General features: G+C 57.1%; 24 protein-coding genes. 9 read left to right on the top strand and 15 right to left on the bottom strand.

Features of this window, described 5'->3' with window-relative positions:
* Nucleotides 1–71: 71 nt before the first annotated feature.
* On the top strand, nt 72–635 hold the full coding sequence (locus tag ACMGG1_RS12690; protein WP_020826707.1) for a helix-turn-helix domain-containing protein: 564 nt from the start codon (nt 72–74) through the stop codon (nt 633–635).
* Between the two features lie 158 nt (nt 636–793).
* Entirely contained in the window at nt 794–2,884 is a 2,091-nt protein-coding gene (locus ACMGG1_RS12685; RefSeq protein WP_414160707.1) for a prolyl oligopeptidase family serine peptidase, read from the top strand.
* A gap of 80 nt (nt 2,885–2,964) precedes the next feature.
* Here ACMGG1_RS12685 and dtpA read toward each other — a convergent pair whose 3' ends face one another.
* From dtpA to rsxD, 5 genes are all read right to left on the bottom strand, one after another.
* Nucleotides 2,965–4,485: a dipeptide/tripeptide permease DtpA gene (gene dtpA, locus ACMGG1_RS12680; RefSeq protein WP_046373676.1), complete on the bottom strand. Its 1,521-nt coding sequence runs from the start codon at nt 4,483–4,485 to the stop codon at nt 2,965–2,967.
* Between the two features lie 606 nt (nt 4,486–5,091).
* Nucleotides 5,092–5,733 carry an endonuclease III gene (gene nth / locus ACMGG1_RS12675; RefSeq protein ID WP_149573350.1) on the bottom strand — a complete coding sequence of 214 codons (642 nt, stop codon included), beginning with the start codon at nt 5,731–5,733 and terminating at the stop codon, nt 5,092–5,094.
* On the bottom strand, nt 5,733–6,431 hold the full coding sequence (locus ACMGG1_RS12670) for an electron transport complex subunit E (RefSeq protein WP_020826711.1): 699 nt from the start codon (nt 6,429–6,431) through the stop codon (nt 5,733–5,735). The genes nth and ACMGG1_RS12670 overlap by 1 nt, the downstream gene beginning before the upstream one ends.
* A complete protein-coding gene (rsxG, locus tag ACMGG1_RS12665; RefSeq protein ID WP_020826712.1) occupies nt 6,428–7,057 on the bottom strand; it encodes an electron transport complex subunit RsxG in 630 nt (209 codons plus the stop codon). Before rsxG ends, ACMGG1_RS12670 begins: the two co-directional genes overlap by 4 nt.
* Before the next feature lie 9 nt (nt 7,058–7,066).
* Nucleotides 7,067–8,152, bottom strand: coding sequence for an electron transport complex subunit RsxD (gene rsxD, locus ACMGG1_RS12660; protein WP_020826713.1), 1,086 nt, complete (start codon nt 8,150–8,152; stop codon nt 7,067–7,069).
* A gap of 380 nt (nt 8,153–8,532) precedes the next feature.
* Here rsxD and ACMGG1_RS12655 point away from each other — a divergent pair, with 380 nt between their 5' ends.
* On the top strand, nt 8,533–9,426 hold the full coding sequence (locus ACMGG1_RS12655; RefSeq protein ID WP_020826714.1) for a helix-turn-helix domain-containing protein: 894 nt from the start codon (nt 8,533–8,535) through the stop codon (nt 9,424–9,426).
* 178 nt (nt 9,427–9,604) lie between these two features.
* Here the strand turns inward: ACMGG1_RS12655 and rsxC are convergent, their stop codons facing one another.
* From rsxC to ACMGG1_RS12625, 6 genes are all read right to left on the bottom strand, one after another.
* On the bottom strand, nt 9,605–11,950 hold the full coding sequence (gene rsxC / locus ACMGG1_RS12650) for an electron transport complex subunit RsxC (protein ID WP_262215013.1): 2,346 nt from the start codon (nt 11,948–11,950) through the stop codon (nt 9,605–9,607).
* A complete protein-coding gene (gene rsxB / locus ACMGG1_RS12645) occupies nt 11,943–12,515 on the bottom strand; it encodes an electron transport complex subunit RsxB (protein WP_004943888.1) in 573 nt (190 codons plus the stop codon). Before rsxB ends, rsxC begins: the two co-directional genes overlap by 8 nt.
* On the bottom strand, nt 12,515–13,096 hold the full coding sequence (gene rsxA / locus ACMGG1_RS12640; protein ID WP_004938443.1) for an electron transport complex subunit RsxA: 582 nt from the start codon (nt 13,094–13,096) through the stop codon (nt 12,515–12,517). Before rsxA ends, rsxB begins: the two co-directional genes overlap by 1 nt.
* Nucleotides 13,097–13,240: 144 nt before the next feature.
* Nucleotides 13,241–13,681: a DUF2569 domain-containing protein gene (locus tag ACMGG1_RS12635; protein ID WP_020826716.1), complete on the bottom strand. Its 441-nt coding sequence runs from the start codon at nt 13,679–13,681 to the stop codon at nt 13,241–13,243.
* 159 nt (nt 13,682–13,840) lie between these two features.
* Complete coding sequence (araA, locus tag ACMGG1_RS12630; RefSeq protein WP_149573347.1) at nt 13,841–15,346, bottom strand: L-arabinose isomerase; 1,506 nt, start codon at nt 15,344–15,346, stop codon at nt 13,841–13,843.
* A 34-nt stretch (nt 15,347–15,380) separates the two neighbouring features.
* Entirely contained in the window at nt 15,381–17,066 is a 1,686-nt protein-coding gene (locus ACMGG1_RS12625) for a ribulokinase (protein WP_198639585.1), read from the bottom strand.
* A 361-nt stretch (nt 17,067–17,427) separates the two neighbouring features.
* Here ACMGG1_RS12625 and ACMGG1_RS12620 point away from each other — a divergent pair, with 361 nt between their 5' ends.
* The 6 genes from ACMGG1_RS12620 to ACMGG1_RS12595 all read left to right on the top strand — a co-directional run bounded on the left by ACMGG1_RS12620 (nt 17,428) and on the right by ACMGG1_RS12595 (nt 24,223).
* Nucleotides 17,428–18,411 (top strand): arabinose ABC transporter substrate-binding protein, encoded by a 984-nt coding sequence (locus ACMGG1_RS12620; RefSeq protein WP_020826719.1) that lies wholly within the window; start codon nt 17,428–17,430, stop codon nt 18,409–18,411.
* A 60-nt stretch (nt 18,412–18,471) separates the two neighbouring features.
* Nucleotides 18,472–20,007, top strand: coding sequence for an L-arabinose ABC transporter ATP-binding protein AraG (araG, locus tag ACMGG1_RS12615; RefSeq protein ID WP_142815273.1), 1,536 nt, complete (start codon nt 18,472–18,474; stop codon nt 20,005–20,007).
* A 17-nt stretch (nt 20,008–20,024) separates the two neighbouring features.
* Nucleotides 20,025–21,008: an L-arabinose ABC transporter permease AraH gene (gene araH / locus ACMGG1_RS12610; RefSeq protein WP_142815272.1), complete on the top strand. Its 984-nt coding sequence runs from the start codon at nt 20,025–20,027 to the stop codon at nt 21,006–21,008.
* Nucleotides 21,009–21,112: 104 nt separating this feature from the next.
* Complete coding sequence (araC, locus tag ACMGG1_RS12605; RefSeq protein ID WP_020826722.1) at nt 21,113–22,030, top strand: arabinose operon transcriptional regulator AraC; 918 nt, start codon at nt 21,113–21,115, stop codon at nt 22,028–22,030.
* An 81-nt stretch (nt 22,031–22,111) separates the two neighbouring features.
* Nucleotides 22,112–23,152: an oxidoreductase gene (locus tag ACMGG1_RS12600; RefSeq protein WP_048760903.1), complete on the top strand. Its 1,041-nt coding sequence runs from the start codon at nt 22,112–22,114 to the stop codon at nt 23,150–23,152.
* Between the two features lie 66 nt (nt 23,153–23,218).
* On the top strand, nt 23,219–24,223 hold the full coding sequence (locus ACMGG1_RS12595; RefSeq protein WP_128864969.1) for a bile acid:sodium symporter family protein: 1,005 nt from the start codon (nt 23,219–23,221) through the stop codon (nt 24,221–24,223).
* A 37-nt stretch (nt 24,224–24,260) separates the two neighbouring features.
* Here the strand turns inward: ACMGG1_RS12595 and add are convergent, their stop codons facing one another.
* The 4 genes from add to ACMGG1_RS12575 form a co-directional block, all read right to left on the bottom strand.
* Nucleotides 24,261–25,259, bottom strand: a complete 999-nt coding sequence (gene add / locus ACMGG1_RS12590) for an adenosine deaminase (protein ID WP_128864968.1) — start codon at nt 25,257–25,259, stop codon at nt 24,261–24,263.
* Nucleotides 25,260–25,436: 177 nt separating this feature from the next.
* Nucleotides 25,437–26,030, bottom strand: a complete 594-nt coding sequence (locus ACMGG1_RS12585) for an AAA family ATPase (protein ID WP_128864967.1) — start codon at nt 26,028–26,030, stop codon at nt 25,437–25,439.
* Nucleotides 26,027–26,464 (bottom strand): PTS sugar transporter subunit IIA, encoded by a 438-nt coding sequence (locus ACMGG1_RS12580; RefSeq protein ID WP_041415363.1) that lies wholly within the window; start codon nt 26,462–26,464, stop codon nt 26,027–26,029. The genes ACMGG1_RS12585 and ACMGG1_RS12580 overlap by 4 nt, the downstream gene beginning before the upstream one ends.
* 9 nt (nt 26,465–26,473) lie before the next feature.
* Nucleotides 26,474–26,740, bottom strand: coding sequence for a hypothetical protein (locus ACMGG1_RS12575; RefSeq protein ID WP_048760911.1), 267 nt, complete (start codon nt 26,738–26,740; stop codon nt 26,474–26,476).
* Nucleotides 26,741–26,831 lie beyond the last annotated feature (91 nt).

Here is a 26,831-nt window from a genome sequence, read left to right as displayed (position 1 = left end):
AGCGGCAGCATAGCACCGTGCGTTATAGCGCACAAGTGGCTATAATCAGCCGAAAAGCAAGGGAGAAAAACATGCAGGAATTGTCCGGTCATCTGGCACAAACGCTTCGTTCTTTGCGCGTGCAGCGCGGTTGGAGCCTGAATCAGGCGGCGGAAAATACCGGCGTCAGCAAGGCCATGCTGGGGCAGATCGAACGCGGAGAATCCAGCCCAACGGTGGCAACGCTGTGGAAAATTGCTACCGGGTTTAACGTGGCGTTCTCTGCGTTTCTCGAGATCTCACCGCTGCAACAGCAGGCCACGCTGCACCGCTATGGCGATGCGCCAGTGTTTAATCAATACAACGCCGATATGCGTGTCGTCCCGTTGTTTCCCTTTGATCGCCAACTGGGGTTCGACATGTTTGTCATCGATCTGGCTCCAGGGGCGCTCAGCGAGTCTTCTGCACATGAGCCGGGGGTGATCGAGCATGTGATTGTCATCAGCGGCGAGCTGGAGCTGGCCGTCGACGGGCAGTGGTATCACCTGAGCAGCGGCGAGGCGATGCGCTTTCAGGCCGATCGGCCACATGCTTACCGCAATGCCAGCCAACAGACGGTACGCATTCACGATCTGATCCATTACCCTAAATTTTGATTCAACGGCGTGGGCGCAGGCTTTGACTCTGCGCCGCCAAACGCCTACCTTGTTGAAAATGAGTCTTATTAACTTTCAAAGGGAGATTGAACTTGCCAGTCACCAACCGACGCCAGTTTATTAAACTCAGCGCACAAACCGCAGGAGCCGTATTCGCGATGACTTCATTACCCAACAGTATCCGCCTGGCGATGGCGGCAGAAGGGGGCACCAGCGCCGCCGACCAATTCTTGTGGCTGGAAGAGCTGCAGGGCAAAGCCGCACAGGCATGGATCAAGCAGGAAAACCAACGCACCACCGCGCGTTTTGCCCAGGGCGAAGGTTTTCGTCAGGTGGAAAAGCAGGTGCTGGCCATTCTGAATAAAGAGAGCCAAATTCCGTGGGTCACCAAGCGGGGTGAGTACTATTACAACTTTTGGCAGGACCAAGCCAATCCACGCGGCCTGTGGCGACGGACCACCTTGCAGGAATATCGCAAGGATCAACCGAACTGGGAAACGGTGCTGGATATTGGCGCGTTGGGCAAGGCCGAAGGCAAAGATTGGGTGTTCCATGGCTCGCAGTCGCTGGCTCCCGAATACCGCTATTGCCTGCTGGAGCTGTCGCCGGACGGCGGTGACGCCACCGAAATCCGTGAATTCGATCTGGTGACCAAGCAGTTTGTTAAAGACGGCTTTGCGCTGCCGGTGGCGAAAAGTCAGGCCTCGTGGATTGATAAGGATACGCTGTTTGTCGCCACGGATTTTGGCGCGGGATCCATGACTCAATCAGGTTATGCGCGCATTGCCAAACGCTGGCGGCGCGGCACGCCGTTGAGCGCGGCTCAAACGCTGTATGAAGCGCAACCGCAGGATATGGTGGTGTATGCCTATCATGACCATACGCCAGGCTTTGAGCGAAACTACGTGGGCCGCAGCCTGGATTTCTATCGCCGCGAAACCTATCTGCTGACCGCACAAGATCAGAAAATCAAAATTGATATTCCCGCCGACGCCGAGTTCAGCACCCACCGCGAGTGGCTGTTGGTTAAGCCGAGCAGCGACTGGCAGGTGGGGGAGACGCGCTATCCTTCCGGTGCATTATTGGCGACCCACTTTGACGATTATCTGGCCGGCAAGCGTGAATTTACGGTGTTATTCACCCCGACCGCGCAGGTGGCGTTAAGTGGCTACAGCGCCACGCGCGATCACCTGATCCTCAGCATTATGGACAACGTGGTAAACCGGTTGGAAGTGCTGACGCCGCAAGAGAATGGCTGGCAGCGCAAGCCGCTGGGCAAACCGGGGGCAATCAGCACTCTGTCCGCCGGCGGCATTGATGAAGAGACCAACGATTACTTCCTGACTCTCAGCGGCTTCCTGCAGCCGACCTCTTTGTACATGGGCAATCTGGACGGCGGGGAGCCGGAACTGCTTAAGCAAGGGCCGCAGGATTTTGACGCCAGTGGTTATCAGGTCAGCCAGCATTTTGCTACGTCAAAAGACGGGACGCGGGTGCCGTATTTCCAAATATCGGCCAAGGACATCAAGCTGGACGGCAGCAACCCTACGCTGCTGTACGGTTATGGCGGGTTTGAGGTGTCGCTCACGCCGGGTTACATGGGAGCCAAGGCGCCGGCCTGGCTGGAGCGTGGCGGGGTGTACGTCGTGGCCAATATTCGCGGCGGTGGTGAGTATGGTCCAGCCTGGCACCAGGCGGCGCTTAAGCAAAACCGTCATCGTGCCTATGAGGACTTTGCCGCAGTGGCGGAGGATCTGATTGCGCGAAAAGTGACATCGTCACAACATCTGGGAGCCCGCGGCGGCAGTAACGGCGGCTTACTGGTAGGCAACATGCTGACGCTGTACCCGCAGCTGTTCGGTTGCATCGTCTGTGAAGTGCCGTTGCTGGATATGCAACGTTATACCCAGCTTTCCGCCGGGGCTTCATGGATTGCCGAATACGGCGACCCGAGCAAAGCGGAAGAGTGGGCGTACATCAAGACGTTCTCGCCGTATCACAACATCAAAGCCGATGTACCTTATCCGCCGGTGCTGTTTTACACCGCCACCAGTGATGACCGGGTCAACCCGTCGCACGCGCGTAAAATGGCGGCGCGGATGCAGCAGATGGGCTACCAGCAGGCCTATTTCTATGAGAATACCGAGGGTGGGCACAGTGCGGCGGCAGACAAGCAACAGGCCGCTTTCCACGGTGCGTTGGTCAGCGAGTTCATGTGGACTAACCTGAGCGCTAAACCGAAGGTCTGAATCTCGCAGGACGAGAGATAAAAAAAGCCGAGACAAATGATTGCCCCGGCTTTTTATTGCGATGAAAACCTCGCCGGCGATCAGTTGGCCGCGGCGGCCGCCTGTGCTTTCTTGTTGGTATCTTCAGCGGTGTCCAGCGTCATGCGGTACAGCTTCGGCGCGGTCAGCATCATCAGGATGGCGATCACGGCAGTAGCGATACCGATTTGCATAAACACGTGGCTGTAGATAGCCAGCGAAGCGTGCGCGTCGTTAACATTGCTAGGCACGGCGGTCAGACCGGCGACCTTACCGGCAATCAGCGCGGCAGCGGCGGTGGTCAGGAACCAGGAACCCATGATAAAGCCCATCAGGCGTTGTGGTACCAGTTGCGCCACCATAGCCAGGCCCAAACCGGAGATCATCAGCTCGCCGATACTCTGCAGCGCGTAGCTCAGGATCAGCCAGTTAACCGAAACGATACCCTGTTCGTTGGCAAAGCTGGCACCCCACGGCAGCACCAGGAAGGCACCGGAACACAGGATCATACCGAAAGCGAACTTGTGCGGCATCGGCAGACGGTCACCCATCTTGTTATACAGCGCCGCCAGAATAGGGCTGGCCAGCATGATCCAGAACGGGTTCAGCGCCTGATATTGCTCGGGTTCGAAACCAATACCGAGGATGCTGTGTTCCACGTTGTGGATAGCGAAGAAGTTCAGCGAGGTCGGCATCTGGCTGTAGAGCACAAAGAAGACAACCGCTTCCAGCATCAACAGGAAGGCGACGATCATCTTGCGGCGCGCGGCACCGTGCAGCGCAAAGGTTTCTTTGGCGAACACAATCACGATACCGATGGAGATGATCGCCAGTGCCCAGCGGGCAATCACCTGGTTGTGCAGCAACCAGCTGGAAATGGCTACCAGAGCGACTACGCCAACCAGGACCATCAGCAGCTTTTTCACCTGCAGGGGTTTGAAGTCAGGCTTGGAACCGTGCTGTTTAACCCACTTGTGGCACACCATAAAGTTGACCAGGGTGATCAGCATGCCCACCACGCTCAGTGAGAACGCGACGCTCCAACCGTATTTCGCCGCCAGCCACGGTGTGGCCAACATGGAAAGGAAAGAACCGATATTGACGGACATATAGTACATGGTGAATGCACCGTCCAAACGCGGATCGTCTTTCTCATAGCAGGTTGACAGCAGGGAGGATGGGTTAGCCTTGAACAGGCCGCTACCCACGGCGATGGTCGCCATACCCAGGTACACCCAGAAGATTTCATGGCCGGAGTAGGCCACCATGGCGTAGCCGACGGCCAGCACCAGCGCGCCCAGCACGATCACGCGCTTGGAGCCCAGCACTTTATCTCCGAGCCAGCCACCGATGGCGACAAAGCCGTACACCAGTGCGCTGAAGGAAGAGAACAGGGTAATCGAGTCGGCTTCGCTCAGGCCAAGCATTTTGACCAGATAAACCGCCATGATGCCTTGCAGGCCGTAATAGCCAAAACGTTCCCACAGCTCGATAGAGAAGATCAGGTAAAACGCCTTGGGTTGTTTGAAGGCGTTAAGACTCACGCTTTCAGGTTGTTCGCTGTTGTTGTTTGCTGTTGACACTGGTACCTCTGATTTTTCACTGCCCCGTCCCAGAGAGACGAGAAATTGCAAAAGGTGATGCAGGACTGCATCCTTCTGCGTTGTTATAGGATGGGATGACGGCGGTTAATGTTCACTATCTTTGTCAACGAGGCAAGGCGTTTGTCATATCCTGTTACATATAACGCTCGCGGAGTGAAACAACCATGTTGCAAATGTTATGCAGCATTAACGTTCGTCTTTATTTGCTTTGCCGAGTTTTTGTTTTGATTAAAAGCTATACGGAATTTAAGCAGTGATATATTCTGCTGAATGGAGTTTTATTAGTCCATATCAATAGGTGGGGTGATTAATCCATTGGATTGTTGTGCATATGACGCATTTTGTAAAATTATAGAAATTTAAGAAAACGGGACTGGCGCTTGTGACGGTAATGTGATCTTTAAAACGTGAGGTTTACCGCAATTTTTAACTAATTTTTCGCTTGAAAATAAGCGGGAATTGGGTTTTCTACTGAAATCCGCGAGAACACCAAGGTTACTGCTGCTTGATATCACATTTCCGATAAAAAATAGCTCAATGGGATATGAGGAAGAGACGGGCGCGCGTTGCGCCCGGTGGCAGTGATCAGGCGTCGGGATAAACCTTCTCGTTAAACTCGCAAAGATCTTCAATGATGCAGGAACCGCAGCGCGGTTTACGTGCGATGCAGGTATAACGGCCGTGCAGGATAAACCAGTGGTGGCAATCGACCTTGAACTCGGCCGGCACCACCTTGAGCAGCTTCTCTTCAACCAGATCGACATTTTTGCCCGGAGCGAAACGGGTGCGATTGCAAACGCGGAAGATGTGGGTATCTACGGCAATGGTCGGCCAGCCAAAGGCGGTATTGAGCACCACGTTGGCGGTCTTGCGACCGACGCCAGGCAGGGCCTCCAGCGCGGCACGATCTTCCGGTACCTCGCCGCCGTGCAGTTCTAACAGCATGCGACAGGTTTTGATCACGTTCTCGGCTTTGCTGTTAAACAGACCGATAGTCTTGATGTAGGCTTTGACGCCGTCGACGCCCAGGGCCAGCAGGGCGGCCGGGGTGTTGGCCACCGGATAAAGCTTGGCGGTGGCCTTATTGACGCTGACGTCGGTCGCCTGCGCGGAGAGCAGTACGGAGATCAGCAGTTCAAACGGCGTGCTGTACACCAGTTCCGTGGTCGGCTGCGGGTTGTTGTCGCGCAGCCGGGTAAGAATTTCCAGCCGTTTTTGCTTATTCATCAGGCTTTCTCTGTCTGTCCTTGTCCCAGCGTCGGTTCAGCCAGCAAGGCTTTGGCCGTACGCGCTTTCATCCGTTCATCAATCAGGTATTTCAACGCCAACAGCAGGCCCAGGCCGATAAAGGCCCCCGGTGGCAGCATGGCCAGCAGGAACGGGCTGTCAAAGTGAACCACTTCGATGCGCAATACTTTGGCCCAGCTGCCCAGCAGCATATCGGCGCCGTCGAACAGGGTGCCGTTACCCAGCAACTCGCGCATCGCGCCAAGCGTCACCATTACGCCGGTAGCGCCCAGGCCTATTGCCAGGCCGTCCAGCGCCGACAAACCGATGGGTTTTTTAGAGGCTACCGCTTCGGCGCGGCCCACCACGATACAGTTGGTAACGATCAGGGGAATAAAGATCCCCAGCGATTGATACAGGCCAAAGGCATAGGCATTGATCAACATCTGCACGATGCTGACCGCCGCCGCGATGATCATGACGTAAATGGGAATACGCACTTCATTCGGCACCCAGCGGCGCACCGCGGAAATGGATCCGTTGGTCAGCGTCAATACCAGGGTGGTCGCCAGCCCAAGCCCGAGGGCGTTGGTCACGGTGGACGTCACTGCCAGCAGCGGGCACATCCCCAGCAGCTGTACCAGTGCGGAGTTGTTCTTCCACAACCCCTGGACAATCAGATCTTTGGCTTCACTCATTCGCTGGCTCCACACACAGGTAAGCTATCAAGTTTAGGCGGCAGCGTTTCCATATACAATGCCGTGCGCCGAACGGCGTTGACCACCGCGCGCGGTGTGATGGTGGCGCCGGTGAATTGATCGAACATACCGCCGTCTTTCTTCACCGCCCAGCGTTTATCGTCCGGGCCTTCAATTTTCTTGCCGCTGAAGAACGAAATCCAGTTCGAGATACGCAGCTCAATTTTATCGCCCAATCCAGGCGTTTCATGGTGTTCGACCACGCGGGTACCCAGCACGGTGCCGCTGAAATCAGCGCCGACCAGCAGCTGAATGGCGCCGGAATAGCCGTCCGGTGCGGTGGTTTCTACCGCTGCTGCCGTAGGTTGACCGTTTTTACGCGCCAGATACAGGCGGTGAGGGGCACCGTTGCCCAGCGCCGGATCGCTTACCAGGAAGCACTCGGTCTGCATGTCGTTGTCGTAGTGTTCCGGGGGCACCACTTGATCAAGCAGGGCTTTTTGCTGCAATGCCGCCTGGTGGGCGATGGTTTTTTGCGTCAGGCTATGCACCACCGCGGTCAGACCGGTAGTCACTGCGGCAAACACCGCCAGCGTGGTGCCATGCTTTCTCATTGAATTCAGCATCATGGCTCCTTAGCGATGGCCGTACACGCGTGGCTGCGTGTAGTGGTCGATGAGCGGTACGGTAATATTGGCCAGCAGAACGGCGAAGGCAACGCCGTCGGGGTAGCCGCCATAAACACGGATAAGCCACACCAGCACGCCAATCAATGCGCCATAAATCAGGCGGCCTTTTGGCGTGGTAGAAGCGCTGACCGGGTCGGTAGCAATAAAGAACGCCCCCAACATGCTGGCCCCGGAGAACAGGTGGATCAGCGGCGATGCCTGCTGCAGCGGGTCAAGCCACCAGGCCAGCCCGGAGCACACGGCGATAGCTGCCAGCATGCTGAACGGGATCTGCCAGTGGATCAGGCGGCGAGCCAGCATAAACAGTCCGCCGGCCAGGAAACCGAGGTTGACCCATTGCCAACCGATACCGGCCAGAGCGCCACCAAACAGCGGCTGTTGCAACACTTGTTCGACGCTATGGCCACTGCGCAACCCGGTTTTGAAACCGTCCAGCGGGGTGGCCTGGCTGATACCGTCAATCCCCATCTGCAATTCGTGAATGGTGGCACCCTGCGCGGTATGGCCGCTGAAGATCGCCAGCAGGGTATCCTGGAATGAAAGCGCGGTGGCTCGCAGTTCATCCGGCGGCAGCCAACTGGTCATTTGTACCGGGAAGGCGATCAGCAGCACCACATAGCCGACCATCGCCGGGTTGAACGGGTTTTGCCCGAGGCCGCCGTACAGCTGCTTGGCGATGACGATGGCAAAGAAAGTGCCGATGACAATCATCCACCAGGGGGCCAGTGGCGGTAGGCTGATGCCCAACAGCAAGGCGGTCAGCAGGGCAGAATTATCTGCCAGACGCGTGCGAACCGGCAGCTTGCGCAAGGCGAGGATAGCGCCTTCCGCCAGCAGGGCGACCAACATCGCCAGGGCGGTTTGAATCAGAGTACCGTAGCCAAAGAACCACACCTGCGCCGCGACACCGGGAATACAAGCCAGCATGACCCACAGCATAATACGGCTGGTGCTTTGCTGGTTATGGGTGAAAGGAGAACTGGCGATGTGCAAGCCTTTGGCGGCTGTTTGTTGTACCGGCCTGAACTTCATAGAATAACTACACCTATCTTTGCCGTGCATCGGCAGGTTCAACGCGCCTCTCAGAGGAGCCGCAGGAAAAATTATAGCGCTGCATTCTACCTGAATCACTGCGAGGGTAATACGTCTTAATTGTGCGGGTATTCGGCTTTTAGCACGGGGTGTACGCGAGGGGGAAATTTCTAATGGCGCGATTAGATTTTTTTTGCCGAGAAAAGCGGGGTAGTTTGGTCAGTCAAAACAAAAATCGTCGGCATCACTGGCCGACAACAGGCGATAACCACTGGATTTGCAGGGTATTTTAGGGCCTTTTTTTCGCACAAAATAACAACTTTTGCATAATCTATGTGGGTTATTATCCCGTGTATTATTAAGTTAGTGAATGTACATTAATGACAAATGAAGATGTATTTTTTATTGAAGAACTGATTGAGTGGGTTGAGATACATCTGGAGAAACGGCCTAATCTGGACGAAGTCGCGCGTATTTCCGGCTATTCCAAGTGGCATCTGCAACGCAAGTTTAAACGCATCACCGGCATTCAGCTCGCCACCTATATCCGTTCACGTATTCTGACGCGTGCAGCGGTGGCGTTACGTATCACCCACCGTTCTATCATCGATATTTCAGACGAACTGGGCTTTGATTCCCAACAAACCTTTACCCGCATGTTCAAACAGCGTTTCGACACCACGCCCAATCGTTATCGTTCGATGGACACCTGGGATGTGAAAAACCTGATGCCGCGCTTTAGTTTCGATGCCAATTTCGCAGCCGATTATTACCCAGAAGTGAAACGCCTGACGTTGCCGGATATGCAGCTGGTGGGTTTTTCGCGCCAGTTGGATTTTGCCTCGGAAGCGGAGATCGAACATTCGTCTTGTATGGCGATGAAGGACGAAATCTTCACCGATTTCTTCCGTGGGCTGAGTGTGGATTGTCATCGGGTCTACAGCATTCATTCCGTGCGAAATCGAGATGATGACGCGTATTCGGCTACCCACATCATGGCAGTGGATCCTGAGAACAAACAGGATATTTTGTCGGGCTACCAGATCGACACTATCCCGATCGCCGGGCGTGAATATATTTCTATTAACCATCTGGGCTCGGCGAAAGAGTGTTCGCAGTTCTTTGCCTATCTGATCACCCACGTGATGCCGGGGCTGCGTAATGAAGTGAAAGGGAGCGTCGAGATGGAAATAATTCAAACCAAGGAGAGGAATCAGGATTCGAAGATGCGCCAGATTGACGTTGATTATACCTATCTGATTTCTATTGATTAGGGCGTGACTCCAAGGGCTGGGACCATTGGAACGCGCCCTGTATTACGAACCGCCTGTTTGGTCCACCAACCTTCACATCTCACGCCTTGCTGCGTGCTCAAGTGGTCGCCAGCGGCGCTCACGCATTATTGAGTGAAACAGCCAGGGCCGCCTTGCGTTTTGCAAGGCGCCGCTTCCGCTACTCTTTATCGTTTTCCGCCGTCGCCAGGTTTTGCTCGGCCTTTTTAGCTTTGACGCGTGCGATGGCCGCCGCAACCGCCGCCTTGCGCGGATCTTCTTCCTGCGCGGCAGCTACCGGCTCTGCCGGCGATTCAACGGTTTCGGCCTGCTGCGCGGCTTTCTTGGCTTTAGCACGTGCAATAGCCGCCGCAACCGCCGCCTTGCGTGGATCTTCTTCCTGCACGGCAGCTGCTGGTTCCGTCGGCGATTCAACGGTTTCGGCCTGCTGCGCGGCTTTCTTGGCTTTAGCGCGAGCGATGGCCGCAGCAACCGCCGCCTTGCGAGGATCTTCTTCCTGCGCGGCAGCTGCTGGTTCCGTCGGCGATTCAACCGTTTCGGCCTGCTGCGCGGCTTTCTTGGCTTTAGCGCGTGCAATGGCCGCCGCAACCGCTGCCTTGCGTGGATCTTCTTCCTGCACGGCAGCTGCTGGTTCCGTCGACGATTGAACGGTTTCGGCCTGCTGCGCGGCTTTCTTGGCTTTGACCCGTGCCAATGCAGCGGCCACAGCTGCCTTGCGCGGATCTTCTTCCTGCGCCACAGCTACCGGCTCAGCAGGGGTTCCAACTGCGTCGGCTTGCTGAGCTTCTTTCTTGGCTTTAACCCGGGCTAACGCAGCAGCAACTGCAGCCTTACGCGGATCTTCGCCCTCGACAGCAGGAGACGTCGCTGGGGTGGCAGCCGCATCTTGCTGAGCACGACGTTCACGCGCCTGCGCTTTGCGGGCTTCGCGGGCGGCGATCATCTCGCTATTGTCCGGTGCCTCGCCGCTGATGGTGCCGGTTGCCGGCGCGGCATTTTTACTGCGCACGCGGGCCAGGGCGGCTTGTACCGCATCCTGATCGCCGTCGGTCATTTTGACGGCCGCTTTCTTGTGACGTTCTTCGCGCGCCAGTTTTTCACGTTCCAGACGGGCCAATTTGGCTTCGTAACGGGCCTTGGCTTCGGCGGTGCGCGCGGCTTCCTGATCGATGGCTTTGATTTCGGCCTTTTCCTGGCGGTAGTACTGCACCAGCGGAATATTGCTGGGGCATACAAAGGCGCAGGCACCGCACTCAATGCAGTCGAACAGGTTATGCTTGCGGGCTTTTTCGTGTTCTTCGCCACGGCTGAACCAGTAAAGCTGCTGTGGCAACAGGCCCGCCGGGCAGGCATCAACGCATAAACCGCAGCGAATACAGGACTGTTCAGGTTCTTGCGGCGCCATTTCACTGACGGAAGGGGCCAGAATGCAGTTGCTGATCTTAACGATCGGCACGTTCAGCGCGGGCAGAGTGAAGCCCATCAGCGGGCCGCCCATGACCACCATTTGTTGGGCCTGCGGCTGGAAACCGGCAAAGTTCAGCAGGTGCTGCACCGGGGTGCCGATGCGCGCCCACAGATTACCCGGTTGGCTGAGCGCTTCACCGGTAAGGGTGACCACGCGTTCGATCAAGGGTTCGCCGTCGACAATGGCGCGCTTAATGGCAAAGGCAGTCCCGACGTTTTGCATCAGCACGCCGATAGCGGAGGAGTGTTTGCCGTGCGGCACTTCCTTGCCGATCAGGATCTTGGTGAGCTGCTTGGCGCCGCCGGAAGGATATTTGGTTGGGATCACCCGCAGCGAGATGCCCGGTTGATCGCGCAACGCCAGTTTTAACGCTTCGATCGCTTCGGGTTTATTGTCCTCGATGCCGATCAGCGTCACTTTCGGCTGCAGCAGGTGGCGCAGGATCTGCGTGCCTTCGATCACTTGGTCGGCATGCTCCTGCATCAAACGGTCATCGGCGGTGATATAAGGCTCGCATTCCGCGGCATTGAGGATCAGCGTTTCTACCCCGTTCATGCCACCCTGCAGCTTGCTGGCGGTAGGGAAACCTGCGCCACCCAACCCGGCGATGCCGGCCTGATGAATCCGCTGGATCAGTTCGCCGGTAGGCAGTTGACGGTAATCCGCCACCGGTGCGCGTTCGCACCAACGGTCTTCGCCATCCGGCTGAATAATTACGCACAGCTCTGCCAGCCCTGAAGGGTGAGCGGTGATATGCGGTTTGATGGCGCTGATGGTGCCGGAGGTCGGCGCATGCACCGGTACGGTACGGCCACGGCCGACGGTCAGCGGCTGGCCTTTCAGCACGTGCTCGCCGACGTTGACGCACAATTCGCCTTCCGGTCCCAAATGCTGTTGCAAGGGGATGACAAAGGTGTCGGGCAGCGGGGCGGTACGCAGCGGTACGCCGCTGGACTGGGTTTTCATTTCCGGGGGATGGATCCCGCCGTCGAAATCCCAAATCCGGTCTTTTTTGAAGGCGGCGAACAAATTAAGCATGTTGCTCCACGTGGATCACTTGCACCGGGATCGTCTTCATATCCCACTTCCAGTTGGCGGTAGTGGTGGCGACCGGTTTCATTTCAATACAATCGGTAGGGCACGGCGCGACGCACAGGTCGCAGCCGGTACAAAGATCGGTAATCACGGTGTGCATGGCGCGCGTGGCACCCACTATTGCGTCCACGGGACAGGCCTGAATGCACTTGGTGCAGCCGATGCAGTTGGCTTCATCGATATAAGCGACCTGACGCACCGGCTCGGCGGCGGCTTCGCTGCCCAGCGGCTGCGGCTCGACGTTAAGCAGTTCGGCCAATTTCAGCATCACTTGCTCGCCGCCGGGGGCGCATTTGTTGATCATCTCACCGTTGGCCACCGCCTCGGCGTAAGGGCGGCAACCGGGGTAACCGCACTGGCCGCATTGGCTCTGCGGCAGGATCTCATCGACCTGCTCGGCCACCGGATCTTCTTCCACTTCAAAGCGGCGCGCGGCGAAGCCCAGCACCAGCCCGAACAACAGGCCGAGGGCGCTGAGCGCAGCAATCGCAATCCATAACGCGGTCATTAGAATTTCACCAGCCCGGTAAAGCCCATAAAGGCCAGAGACATCAACCCGGCAGTGATCAACGCGATGGAAGAACCACGAAATGGCGCAGGCACGTCGGCAACCGCCAGACGCTCACGGATCGCGGCGAACAGCACCATCACCAGCGAGAAGCCGGCGGCGGCGCTGAAGCCATAAACCGCAGACTGCAGGAAGTTGTAGCCGAGGTTAACGTTAAGCAACGCAACGCCAAGCACCGCGCAGTTGGTGGTGATCAGCGGCAGGAAGATGCCGAGCAAGCGATACAGTGCCGGGCTGGTTTTGCGTACCACCATCTCGGTAAATTGCACCACGACGGCGATCACCAAAATAAATGACAGGGTGCGCAGATACACCAGATCCAACGGAACCAGGATAAAGGTGTTGATCACCCAGGCGCTGACGGAGGCCAGCGTCATGACAAAGGTAGTAGCCATGCCCATGCCGATGGCGCTTTCCAGTTTCTTGGAAACGCCGAGGAACGGGCACAGGCCGAGGAACTTCACCAGGACGAAGTTGTTCACCAGTACGGTGCCGACAAACAGGAGCAGGTATTCGGTCATTGCGATGCCTAAAAAAATAAAAGCCGCCTATTATCGGGAATTGGCGGCCTGACCACAACACAGTGATAGCAAGGTTATTGCTATTTTCGCCCTTTTTTGGCGAAAATTTACACAATCATACGCACAAAACGTGCCACAACGCGCCTAGCGCTCGGTAAAGGTCCCTTTGACCCGCTTGGAACGTTTCATATAAGGCACTAACAATGCCGCCATCAGCAGGGGCCAACCCAGGCTGCGTACGGCCAGCTCATCCGGCACCGGCGCAAAGGCAAAGGCTTTCACTGCCAGCAGCACGGTAATCAGCAACCACAGCAGGAAAAACTTGGGGAAGCGTTGCGAACGATGGCAGAACAGCCACAGCAGCCACAGCGTAAAGCACCACATTGCCATCGTGGTCAGCACTGAAAAATACCACTGTAGGCTAAACGCCTGAGCGTTGGTCAGCAGGTATTCGCGCGATTCCGGCATGAAAATCGCCATGGCATACAGAAGCAGCATCAGGCTGGCGCTAAGCAGGGTGACGATCAGATAGGACATCGGGGCCAGCAACCAACCGCCAATACGGTTGTAATCAGCTTGAGACATAAACGGCTTCCTGGGTAAGACATGATTCAATGTGACAGCCGCATAGCTTAGCGGGTAATGCGGGCTTCGTCATCAATATCAAGCGGATGGTCGGCGCCAGGAGGCCGGTGCAGCACGTTTGGCTACCGACGGCATGATAAGCCGCCGGTAGCAGGCCGATTAACGGCGATTAAGCTGATAGTAGGCTTCGTTCCAGCGCAGCTCATTTTTGAACGCCGGCAGGCTGGTGCTGTGGTCGATCGTCACAAACTCGATGTTATGCATCTCGGCGTAAAGTCGCAGCAGGTCGGCATCCAACGCCTGTGAGAACACGGTATGGTGTGCACCACCCGCCAGGATCCAGGCTTCGGCGGCGGTAGCAAGCGTTGGCTGAGCCCGCCAGATGGCGCGCGCCACCGGCAGTTTGGGCAACGGATGCGGTTGTTCCACGGTGTCCACCTGATTGACCAGCAGGCGGAATCGGTCGCCCAGGTCGATCAGGCTGGCATTGATCGCCGCACCGGCCGGGGTGGAGAAAATCAGCCGTGCCGGATCCGCCTTGCCGCCGATACCCAGCGGTTGTATATCCAACAGCGGTTTTTGTTCTTTGGCGATCGATGGGCAAACCTCCAGCATGTGCGAACCGACCACCAAATCGTTGCCCGATTGGAAATGGTAGGTGTAATCCTCCATGAATGAGGTACCGCCTTCCAGTCCCTGCGCCATCACTTTCAGGATGCGCAACAGCGCGGCGGTTTTCCAGTCGCCTTCGCCACCGAAGCCGTAACCCTGCTGCATCAGGCGTTGTACCGCCAGCCCCGGTAACTGCTTCATGCCGTGCAAGTCTTCAAAATTGGTGGTGAAGGCCTGGAAGTTACCCTGTTCGAGGAAGCGCTTCATGCCTAATTCGATTCGCGCCGCGTCGAGCAGGTTTTCACGCTTTTCCCCGTTGATTTGCGCCGCATCGCTCAAGACGTAGCGGGTTTCGTATTCTTCAATCAGCGTATCCACATCGCCACGGCTGACCTCATTGATCACGCTGACCAAATCACCGATGCCATAGGCATTCACCGAATAGCCGAATTGGATCTGCGCCCCGACTTTGTCACCTTCGGTCACGGCGACCTCACGCATGTTGTCGCCGAAGCGGGCCACCTTCAACTGCTGGCTGGCCTGTTTGGCGTTGGCTGCACGCATCCACTGCGCAATGCGCCGGTGCGCTTCCGGGTCTTGCCAATGGCCGGCTATCACGCTGTGCTGCTGACGCATACGTGCGCCAATAAAGCCAAATTCGCGGCCACCGTGTGCGGTCTGATTGAGGTTCATAAAGTCCATGTCCATGCTGTCCCACGGGATCTGAGCGTTGAACTGGGTATGGAATTGCAACAGCGGCTTGTGGAGGATCGACAGTCCGGCGATCCACATTTTGGCCGGCGAAAAGGTGTGCAGCCAGGCCATGATGCCGATGCACTGTGGCTGATAGTTGGCGTCGCGGCACAGGGCGGTGATTTCATCCGGCGTGGTCACCAGCGGTTTCAGCACCAGTTTTACCGGCAATCCGGCCTCACGGTTGAGATTTTCCACCACCTGCTCGGCGTGTGCCTTGACCTGTTGCAGGGTGTGCGGGCCGTACAGGTGCTGGCTGCCGATGGCGAACCAGACTTCGCGCTGCTTGAATGCGTCCATGGAGACTCCTGAATTGTCATGTCGAAATGGGGGTTCAGCAGGCTGAACCGGCGTTAGGGGCATAGCGCGGCGCGGCGGCCTGGCACCATTGCTGATAGCGTTGATAAAGCTGTTGGTAGCGGGCGACGCGCTGCGGATCCGGCTGGAGAGTGCGTTCGATGCCGCAGGCCATGTGGCGTTGTGCTTCGGGCACGCTGCGGAAATGACCGGCCGCCACCGCGGCGAAGATAGCCGCGCCCAGCGCGCAACATTGGTCTGAAGCCACGATCTGCAGCGGTCGGTTCATCACGTCGGCGCAGACCTGCATGATCGCCGGTGATTTACGCGCAATCCCCCCCAGCGCCAGTACGTTGTCCACCGGAATAGACTGCTGCTCAAAACACTCCATGATGGCGCGGGCACCGAAGGCGGTAGCGGCGATAAAGCCACCGAACAGCGTCGGCGCATCGGTGCCGAGGTTCAGATCGGCGATCACGCCTTTAAGACGTTGATTGGCATAGGGCGTGCGGCGGCCGTTAAACCAGTCCAGCACCACCGGCAGATGATCCAGTGACGGTTTATCGGCCCAGGCCTCGGTCAGCGCGGCCAGCATGCCGGCTTCTATCTGTTGCAATTGCGGCTGCAGCTGCGGTTGGCTTTTTGCCGCTTCGCGCAGCGGCCAGCTCAGCAGGCGACCGAACCAGGCGTACATATCGCCAAAGGCGGACTGTCCTGCTTCCATACCGATTAACCCCGGCACCACGCTGCCGTCAACCTGGCCGCAAATGCCCTCGATGGCGCGCCCGTCCACCCGCTGGCGATCGGCGATCAGGATGTCGCAGGTAGAAGTGCCAATCACCTTCACCAGGGTATAAGGCTGGGCTCCGGCCCCCACTGCGCCCATATGGCAGTCGAAGGCGCCGCCTGACAGCACCACCGTAGTTGGCAATCCGAGGCGTGCGGCCCATTCGGCACTCAGTGTGCCGACCGGCAGCTCGGCGGTGTGGCAGTCGTCAAACAGCGGGTAGGGCAAATGCTCAACCAGTAAGGGATCGAGTGCGGCAAAAAAGGGTTTTGGCGGCAGGCCGCCCCAGTCGGGGTGCCACAAGGTTTTGTGGCCTACGCTACAACGTCCGCGTTTCAACTGCTGTGGGGCGGTGGTCCCGGACAGTAACGCCGGCACCCAATCGCACAGCTCTACCCAGGAAGCCGCCGCCTGACGTACCTCGGCGTCCCGTCGCGTGACGTGCAGAATTTTGGCCCAGAACCATTCGGAAGAGTACACGCCGCCGATGTAGCGGGAATAATCGGGGAATTCGCCGCTGCGGCAGAGCCGATTGATGGCATCCGCTTCTTCAAGAGCCGTGTGATCTTTCCACAGCACAAACATGGCGTTTGGGTTGTCGGCAAATTCTGGCCGCAGCGCCAACACCTGGCCCTGCTGGTCGATCGGCGCAGGGGTGGAGCCGGTTGAGTCGACGCCGATACCCACGACCTGCAGCCGTTGCGCCGGGGTCATGCGCTGCACCAGACTGACCATCGCCTGTTCCATGGCTTCAATATAGTCGAGCGGATGATGACGAAAGCGATTCTCCGACGCATTGCAAAACTCACCGCGCAGCCAGCGAGGGTAATAAACCACTTCGGTATCCAGCTCCGCACCGTTTTGGCAGTCGACCGCCAACGCCCGCACCGAGTCGCTGCCGAAGTCCAATCCCAGGGCAATAGCACCTGCCGTCATGATGTTGACTCCTGATGTGTTAATACGCTGTGACAACCATAGGAGCCGAAGCGCTGTGCGGGTGAGGAGCCATTGGCTGGAAGTATGCACTTTTCTGCTTCCCACAGTGGTTTTGTGACGGCTGTCATAAGTTAACGCTTGGCGAAATTCGCTAAATATATGCACATATCTGCTGTATTCCACGGATGTGATAGCGCTCTACATTTCAGCAACAAATACCCGCTAAAACTTAAGCCGTCTTACCCCGGCTGTAAGGCAATGCCGCGAGATAAGCGCTACACCTACAGCCATTACTCTAATGATAACGTTTTCACCGCGAGCGGGTTTCGTCGCCACAGAGAACAAAATAGCGGAGAGCATCATGCATAAATTCACTAAGGCGCTGGCGACACTGGGGCTGGCGGCCGTTATGTCACATTCGGCTATCGCCGAGACCATGAAGCTGGGTTTTTTGGTCAAGCAGCCGGAAGAACCCTGGTTCCAGACCGAATGGAAATTTGCCGATAAGGCCGGTAAGGATCTCGGTTTTGAGGTGATTAAAATCGCGGTGCCGGACGGCGAGAAGACCCTGAACGCCATCGACAGCCTGGCGGCCAGCGGGGCCAAAGGGTTTGTCATCTGCACGCCGGATCCGAAATTGGGCTCGGCGATCGTCGCCAAGGCGCGCAGTTACAATCTGAAAGTGATCGCGGTGGACGACCAGTTCGTTACCGCCAAAGGCAAGCCTATGGACAGCGTGCCGCTGGTGATGATGGCCGCCACCAAAATCGGCGAACGCCAGGGGGAAGAGCTGTGGAAAGAGCTGAACAAGCGCGGCTGGAAGCTGCCGGATACCGCGGTGATGGCCATTACCGCCGATGAACTGGACACGGCCCGTCGCCGCACCGGCGGTTCTATTGCCGCGTTGAAAGCCGCCGGTTTCCCGGAAAAGCAGATTTACCGGGTACCGACCAAATCCAACGATATCCCAGGAGCGTTCGACGCCGCCAACTCAATGCTGGTGCAGCATCCTGAAGTGAAAAACTGGCTGATTGTCGGCATGAACGACAACACCGTGCTCGGCGGCGTGCGCGCTACCGAAGGCCAGGGGTTTAAGGCGCCGAACGTGATTGGCATCGGGATCAACGGGGTGGATGCGGTCAGTGAGCTGTCCAAGGCGCAGGCCACCGGCTTCTACGGTTCGCTGCTGCCGAGCCCGGACATTCACGGTTACAAGAGCATCCAGATGCTGCATGACTGGGTCGAAAAAGGGGTAGAACCGCAAAAATTCACCGAAGTGACCGACGTGGTGCTGATCACGCGCGACAACTTTAAAACCGAACTGCAGAAGAAAGGCCTGATGTAATTACCGGGCCGCCCACAGCATGCTGTCGGGCGGCATTTTTAACTGCAGGAGGAAAACACTATGACTACCGCGCTGCCGTATCTGGCGTTTAAAGGCATAGGTAAAACTTTCCCAGGGGTGAAGGCGCTGGATGACATCAGTTTCAGCTGTCAGGCCGGGCAGATCCACGCGCTGATGGGAGAAAACGGCGCCGGGAAATCCACGCTGCTGAAAATCCTCAGCGGCAACTATTCGCCTACTCAGGGAGAAATTCAGCTGCAGGGGCGTTCGGTCACCTTCACCAACACTACCGACGCGCTGGATGCCGGGGTGGCAATCATCTACCAGGAGCTGCATCTGGTGCCGGAAATGACCGTGGCGGAGAACATTTATCTCGGTCAACTGCCGACCAGGCGCGGGCTGGTGGATCGCAAACTGCTGCGTTACGAGTCCCGGCTTCAACTGGAGCATCTCGGGCTGGATATCGATCCGGATACGCCATTGAAATACCTGTCGATCGGCCAGTGGCAAATGGTGGAAATCGCCAAAGCGCTGGCGCGCAACGCCAAGGTAATCGCGTTTGACGAGCCCACCAGTTCGCTGTCCGCCCGGGAGATCGAACAGCTGTTCCGGGTGATCCGCGAATTGCGCGCTGAAGGGCGTGTGATCCTGTATGTCTCACACCGCATGGAGGAGATTTTTGCCCTCAGCGACGCCATCACGGTGTTCAAAGATGGCCGCTATGTGCGCACCTTTGACGATATGCGTCAGGTTGATAATGCCCAGTTGGTGCAGGCGATGGTGGGGCGCGATCTCGGTGACGTCTACGGCTATCAACCGCGTGAACTGGGGCCGGTGCGTTTGGCGCTCCAGGGGTTGCAAGCGCCCGGCGTGAAAACGCCGATCGATCTGAGCGTGCGTGCCGGGGAGATCGTCGGGTTGTTCGGCCTGGTCGGCGCCGGCCGCAGCGAGCTGATGAAGGGGATCTTTGGCGCCACGCGGGTCAGTGCCGGGCAACTGATGCTGGATGGGCAGGTGCTCGCCATTCGCTCGCCAATAGACGCTATTCGTGCCGGCATCATGCTGTGTCCGGAAGACCGCAAGGCGGACGGTATTATCCCGGTGCATTCGGTACGCGACAATATCAACATCAGCGCGCGGCGGAACAGTGTCCGCGCGGGTTGTCTGATCGACAACGGTTGGGAGGCCAGCAACGCTGAGCATCATATACGTGCGTTGAATATCAAAACCCCAAGCGCCGAGCAGCTAATTATGAATCTTTCCGGCGGCAACCAGCAGAAGGCGATTCTGGGGCGTTGGTTGTCGGAAGACATGAAGGTGATCCTGCTGGATGAACCGACACGCGGCATCGACGTTGGCGCTAAACACGAGATTTATAACGTCATTTACCAACTGGCGCAGCGCGGCATCGCGGTGCTGTTCGCTTCCAGCGATCTGCCCGAAGTCCTGGGGCTGGCGGACCGTATCCTGGTGATGCGGGAAGGGGCCCTGTCCGGTGAGTTACTCCATGATGACGCCAGCGAGGAAAAAGCCCTCAGCCTGGCGATGCTGCGCACCCCCGAGATTGCCCCCGATACCGCTGCGGCGGTGGCCTGAAAGTGAAGGAGAAAGAGATGTCGACCATAACGACCGATTCTGTGAAAAACCGCAGCGGCCAGGGGCTGGCGCGGATTTGGGACAGCTACGGCATGCTGGTGGTGTTCGCGGTACTGTTTATCGCCTGCGTGCTGTTTGTGCCTAATTTTGGCTCATTTATCAATATGAAAGGGCTGGGGTTGGCGATATCCATGTCCGGCATGGTGGCCTGCGGCATGCTGTTTTGTCTGGCCTCCGGCGACTTTGATCTGTCAGTCGCGTCGGTGATCGCCTGCGCCGGGGTCACTACCGCGGTGGTGATCAATATGACCGAAAGCCTGTGGATCGGCGTGGGCGCCGGTTTGCTGCTGGGAATGGTCTCCGGGTTGATCAACGGTTTTGTTATCGCCCGGCTGAAAATCAACGCGCTGATCACCACCCTGGCCACCATGCAGATATTCCGCGGGTTGGCGTACATCATTTCCGACGGGAAAGCGGTAGGCATTGAAGACGAGCGCTTCTTTACGTTGGGTTATGCCAACTGGCTGGGGTTGCCTGCGCCCATTTGGATCACCGTAGCCTGTCTGATCCTGTTCGGCTTCGTGCTCAATAAAACCACCTTTGGCCGCAATACGCTGGCGATTGGCGGTAACGAGGAGGCGGCCAGACTGGCCGGGGTGCCGGTGGTACGCACCAAGATTGTGATCTTTATGCTGTCCGGGCTGGTTTCCGCCGCTGCCGGCATCATTCTGGCTTCGCGTATGACCAGCGGCCAGCCAATGACCTCGATTGGCTATGAGCTGATCGTGATCTCCGCCTGCGTACTGGGTGGGGTTTCGTTGAAAGGTGGTATCGGTAAAATCTCCTACGTCATCGCCGGCATCTTGATCCTCGGCACGGTGGAAAACGCCATGAACCTGCTGAACATCTCACCGTTCTCGCAGTATGTGGTGCGCGGCGTGATCTTGCTGGCGGCGGTGATTTTTGACCGTTACAAGCAGCAGGCCAAACGTCGGATTTAGAAAATCGACAACCGCGTTCACAGTTCTGTTATCGGCTCAGGCAGTTCTCTGCCGGGCCGATACACTTGTTCAGGATAGTTCTATCAGCCGTTCCGGGAGGACAGATGTACCATCGCATGGCACAGGAACCGCAGCCGAACCCGCTGTTGCCGGGTTACACCTTTAACGCCTATCTGGTGGCGGGATTAACGCCCATCATGGCGGACGGCCCGCTGGATTTCTTTATCGACCGCCCCGGCGGCATGAAGGGCTATATTCTCAACCTGACCATCAAGGGCCAGGGCAAGGTGTTCGACGGCGAAGACACCCTCTACTGCAATCCTGGCGATCTGCTGCTGTTTCCCCCCAAGGCGGCGCACTACTATGGGCGTTCGCCGGACAGCGACTGCTGGTATCACCGCTGGGTGTATTTCCGACCGCGAGCCTACTGGGCCGACTGGCTGGAATGGCACAGCAAAACCCATGAGGTCGGGCGTTTAACTTTACCGAACAATAATTTACTGCTGGAGTTCGATCGGCTGTTCGCCAATATCGAGCAAACGCAGCGTTCCGGCCGGCGTTTCGCCGAAGAGTTGGGGATGAACCTGCTGGAGCGCTTGCTGCTGCGCGCGATGGAAGAAGATCCGCTCAGCCCACAGAAAATCATGGATCCCCGGGTGATAGAGGCCTGCCAGTTTATTACCGGTAATCTGGCCGGTGAGTTGCGCATCGACGAAGTGGCGCGCCACGTCTGCCTGTCGCCTTCGCGGCTGGCGCATCTGTTCCGTGAGCAGGTGGGTATCAATATTCTGCGCTGGCGCGAAGATCAGCGGGTGATCCGCGCCAAGCTGCTGCTGCAGACCACCCAGGAGTCGATTGCCACCATCGGCCGGGTGGTGGGTTATGACGATCAGCTCTATTTTTCCCGCGTATTCCGCAAACGGGTCGGGGTCAGCCCGAGCGATTTTCGCCGCCGTAGCCTGGAGATAAACTATCCGGCCAGGAATCAGCGTGAGACGCCTTATGCTGTGGCTACAAATTAACATTACATTTACTTCTTGTTCCCGCCTGCGTCATGGTGTCAAATCTGACTGGTCTATTGCGAGCCAGTAAGAGGAAACACCATGGCAGAAAAAATTCGGGTTGGGCTGGTCGGTTACGGCTATGCCAGCAAAACCTTTCATGCGCCGCTGATTGTCGGCACCCCAGGCGTAGAGCTGGCTGCGGTTTCCAGCAGCGATGCCGGCAAAGTGCACGCAGACTGGCCATCGATGACGGTAGTCAGCGATCCGCAGGCGCTGTTTAACGACCCCTCTATCGATCTGATCGTCATTCCTACACCCAACGATACCCATTTCCCTCTGGCGCAGCAGGCAATGGCGGCCGGCAAGCACGTGGTGGTGGACAAGCCATTTACCGTGACGTTGTCACAGGCTCAGCAGCTGGAGCAGCAAGCGCAGCAGAGCGGCAAGCTGCTGTCGGTGTTCCACAATCGCCGCTGGGACAGCGATTTTCTGACGCTCAAGGCATTGTTGAAAGAAGGCGCGCTTGGTGAGGTGGTTTATTTCGAGTCTCATTTCGATCGTTTCCGCCCGGAAGTGCGTCAGCGCTGGCGTGAGCTGGGCGGTGCCGGTAGCGGCATCTGGTACGATTTGGGGCCGCATCTGATCGATCAGGCACTGCAACTGTTCGGCAAACCGGAAACGCTGTTTGTCGATCTGGGTGAACTGCGTCCGGGTGCACAATCGGTGGACTATTTCCACGCAATATTGAACTACGGCAAACGCCGGGTCGTTCTGCATGGTACCGTGCTGGCCGCGGCGGAAACCGCACGTTATATCGTGCACGGGACTCAGGGTAGCTTTATCAAGTTTGGGCTGGATCCGCAGGAAGACCGCCTCAAAGCGGGCGAGCGTCTGCCGCAGGCCGATTGGGGTTACGACATGCGTGATGGTGTGGTGACATTGTCACGTGATGGGGTGCTGGCTGAAAAACCTTTGCTCAGCATTCCTGGCAATTACCCAGCCTATTACGCGGCTGTCCGCGATGCGATTAACGGTGAGGGTGAAAATCCGGTCACGGCTGCTGACGCCATCAAGGTGATGGAAATGATCGAGCTGGGGATTGAATCTGCGAAACAACAAAAGGCGTTGCCGGTAGTCTGACCGCGGCGTTTTATTCTCAGGGTTCGGCGTGCCGAACCCGTCTTACTCCTCGAGGGATCCTGACCCATGTCCTGGTTGCAGCGTCTGCGCATTGATAAATTTTTGCTGGTATTGATTCTGGTGGTGATTGTCGCTTCGGTTTTCCCCTGCGAAGGCAGATGGGCAACCTTTTTTGAGCATCTGACCACCGCGGCTATCGCGCTGCTGTTCTTTATGCACGGTGCCAAGCTGTCTCGTGAGGCGATCATCGCCGGCATGGGGCACTGGAAGCTGCATTTGGTGGTGTTTCTCAGCACCTTTGCGCTGTTCCCGCTGCTGGGGCTGGCGATGAACCTGATGGTGCCGGGTTTGATGACACCGACGGTTTATCTGGGCTTCCTGTACCTGTGCGCACTGCCGGCGACCGTTCAGTCGGCGATTGCCTTTACTTCGGCGGCGGGTGGTAACGTGGCGGCCGCGGTGTGCAGTGCTTCGGCATCCAGCATTCTCGGTGTTTTCCTCTCGCCGCTGCTGGTCGGGGCGCTGATGCATACTCAGGGCGGTAATACCGATGTGTTGCACGCCATAGGTTCGATCATTTTGAAACTGATGGTGCCCTTTGTGGTTGGGCATTTGGCCCGGCCGTTAATCGGCAAATGGGTCGATCGTCATCGCAAGCTGATCAATCTCACTGACCGTTCATCGATTCTGCTGGTGGTGTATACCGCTTTTAGCGCTGCGGTGGTGGAAGGGATTTGGCACAAGATTGACGGCTGGTCGCTGTTGACCATTTTAGTGATGTCGCTGGTGTTGCTGACGGTGGTGCTGATTATCAACACCTATGCCGCGCGCTGGCTGGGGTTCAATACTGCCGACGAGATCACCATCGTGTTCTGTGGTTCGAAAAAGAGCCTGGCGAACGGCATCCCGATGGCCAACGTGCTGTTCCCGGCGGCGGCGGTGGGTGCCATGGTGCTGCCGTTGATGATTTTCCATCAGGTGCAGTTAATGGTTTGTGCCGTACTGGCTCAGCGTTACGCGCGTAAAACGGCCAAGCAGCGCGCAGAAGCAGGCGCGTTGACCACGAAATGAAATAAATAAAAAGGGCGCTTGGCGCGCCCATTTTCGCTTAGCGCTGCACTTTATCGCGCAGCGCCTGTTTTTCCTGTTCGCTGAGGAACGCCATTTTCAGGCCGTTTTCCTGGGCGGTGCGGATTTCAGCTGGCGTCAGGCCGGCTTGCGGTGCCGCCACGCGGTATTCGTGTTCAATTTCAATGCCCTGTACGGCCGGGTCATCGGTATTGATCGACGCCATAACGCCGTGGCGCAGGAACTTCGCCAGCGGATGCTGCGCCAGAGAAGGCACGGTGCTGGTCTGAATGTTGGACGTCAGACAAGATTCGATACCGATGCCATGTTCGGCCAGGAAGTCCATCAGTGCCGGATCCTCAATCGCTTTCACGCCATGGCCAATACGTTCGGCACCCAGTTCGCGGATCGCCTGCCAGATGCTTTCCGGACCCGCGGCTTCACCTGCGTGTACGGTGATGCGCAGGCCAGCGTCGCGGGCGCGGTTGAAGTGGTTGAGGAACAGGCTGCCAGGGAAGCCGAGTTCGTCGCCGGCCAGATCCAGTGCGGTAATACCGTCGCGGTGCGCCAGCAGGCCTTCCAACTCTTGTAAACAGGCCGCTTCGCCGAAGGTACGGCTCATGATGCCGATCAGGCGTACGTCGATACCCAAATCGCGCGAACCGGAACGAATGCCGTCAATCACGGCTTCCACCACCCCAGCCACCGGCAACTGATGTTTCATCGCCATGTAATACGGCGAGAAGCGCAGTTCGGCATAGTGCAGACCGGCATTGGCCGCATCCTCGACGTTTTCGTAGGCGACCCGGCGGCAGGCGTCCAGATCGCCCAGCACCGCTACGCCCCAGTCCAGCTTCTGCAGAAAGCTGACCAGATCCGGTTCGGCGTGAGTGATTTGCACGTGCGGGCGCAGCGCCTCCAGTTCGTTGGCGGGCAGGGCAAGGTTAAACTGACGGCCCAGGTCAAGAATGGTTTGCGCACGGATATTGCCGTCAAGATGACGGTGGATGTCGGTCAAGGGGAGGCGTGGGTCAATCATGATGTGCACTCGTTATTTTGTTGTAGGTAAAGTGCAGATCAGTATAAAAACAAAATGATGAAAATTGCCATTGTGTTGCATAAAAAAGTGACGACAATCACATTAATGTTGCTGGTTGCCGCATTTATGCGCTAAAGCGGGAGCGTGCCACTCCCGCATTGATGTTGGTAACAGAGCCTATCCGACCCTCAGTTTTGCGATGTTTTTTTCCTGGTTATCGCCGACGCCGTGCTGCACCAGCCAGTGGTTAACCCTGTCGATGTCCAGCGGTTGTGCCTGCTCGATACGCAGCACCGGGCCCAGGGCCATCGGCATGGCGCGATCGGCCAGCGCCCGCAGTTCGGGCAAGTACTCCGCGCCGGGGTGGCCTTTGGGACGCTGGCCGGTACGGGCGGCGTAGCGTTCTGCGGCCAGTTCACCGGATATTTGGTTCCACACCTCCAAAACTTGCGTCACGCCCGCCTCGCGCAGGTACTGGCGTAGCTGTTCTCTGGACTGAAAGCCAAACCAGGCGTCGATGACATAGATGCAGCGCAGGGGCGCCTGCGCCACCATTGACCAGATAGCCTGGTATGCGGCATAACCCAACTGACGGTTCAGTTCGCGGTTTATGTTATCCAGGCGTGCCATAAAAGGTTCTTTGATACCGTCGAGGGAGAGATAAGGCAGATCAAAATGGTGCGCCAGCGCGCGGGCAACGGTGCTTTTACCGGAAGCCGGAACGCCATTGACCAAAATAACGGTTTTACCGTCGCTATCTGTCGAAGTCATAATATTTCCACCACCTCTTGCCAGAGTTTTGCGGCGCGTAACCGCTCGAGCCGCGGCTTGTTATCCAGCAAATCCACAATCGCGCGGATGCCTTCCTCAATGTGGCTGTTACTGTCGGTCGCCCCGAACAGGATCACGATGTCGGCCTCTTCACTGTCTTCGAAGGCGATCGGCTGCTCCAGCAGCACCATGCTGAAACAGTTTTTGATCACGCCGCATTCCGGGCGCGCATGGGGAATGGCAATGCCTTCGTCGAACACGTAATAAGCCCCATGGGCCAGCGTGTTGCTGATCACCGCCTGATAATAGGATGCGTGAATATAACCGTTTTCGACCAGGGGCCGGGCTGCCAGCTCAATCACCTTCTTCCAGTCGGTTTCCTGCACGCCGACCTGTATCGCACCGGCTTCTATCAGCAGTTGTTTAATCGTCATCATATTCCCTCACAGAGACTTCCTGATAATATTGCGCAGCTCATCCATTTTAATAAAAATTCCATCGATCTGCTGACGATAGCTTTTATTTTTGGCATAAATCTTTAATGCGCGATTATAAGCCAGCATTAAAGCCTTATGAATTTCGCCATCCGCCGGCGCTGTGGCCAACTGCTGTTCTAATACATTAATTTCGGCTGATATTTCATTGGCTTCGGCATTCTGTAGGCCGTGATCAAGTTCTTTGTTTCGCGGGCTTTTCATAAAATTAAACATGACCTTCTCCACAAATTAAGCGTGAACTTTCCAGCCCCGACGGGCGCCGGGGCACCAGGGTTGTGGGTTTTATAAAAAAGAAAATAGGGCA

It is taken from the genome of Serratia sp. BNK-12 (assembly GCF_047456085.1).
Classification (GTDB): Bacteria; Pseudomonadota; Gammaproteobacteria; order Enterobacterales; family Enterobacteriaceae; genus Serratia; species Serratia liquefaciens.
Note: the sequence above shows the minus strand (reverse complement) of the source record. Positions and strands in the feature narration are given on the sequence as shown.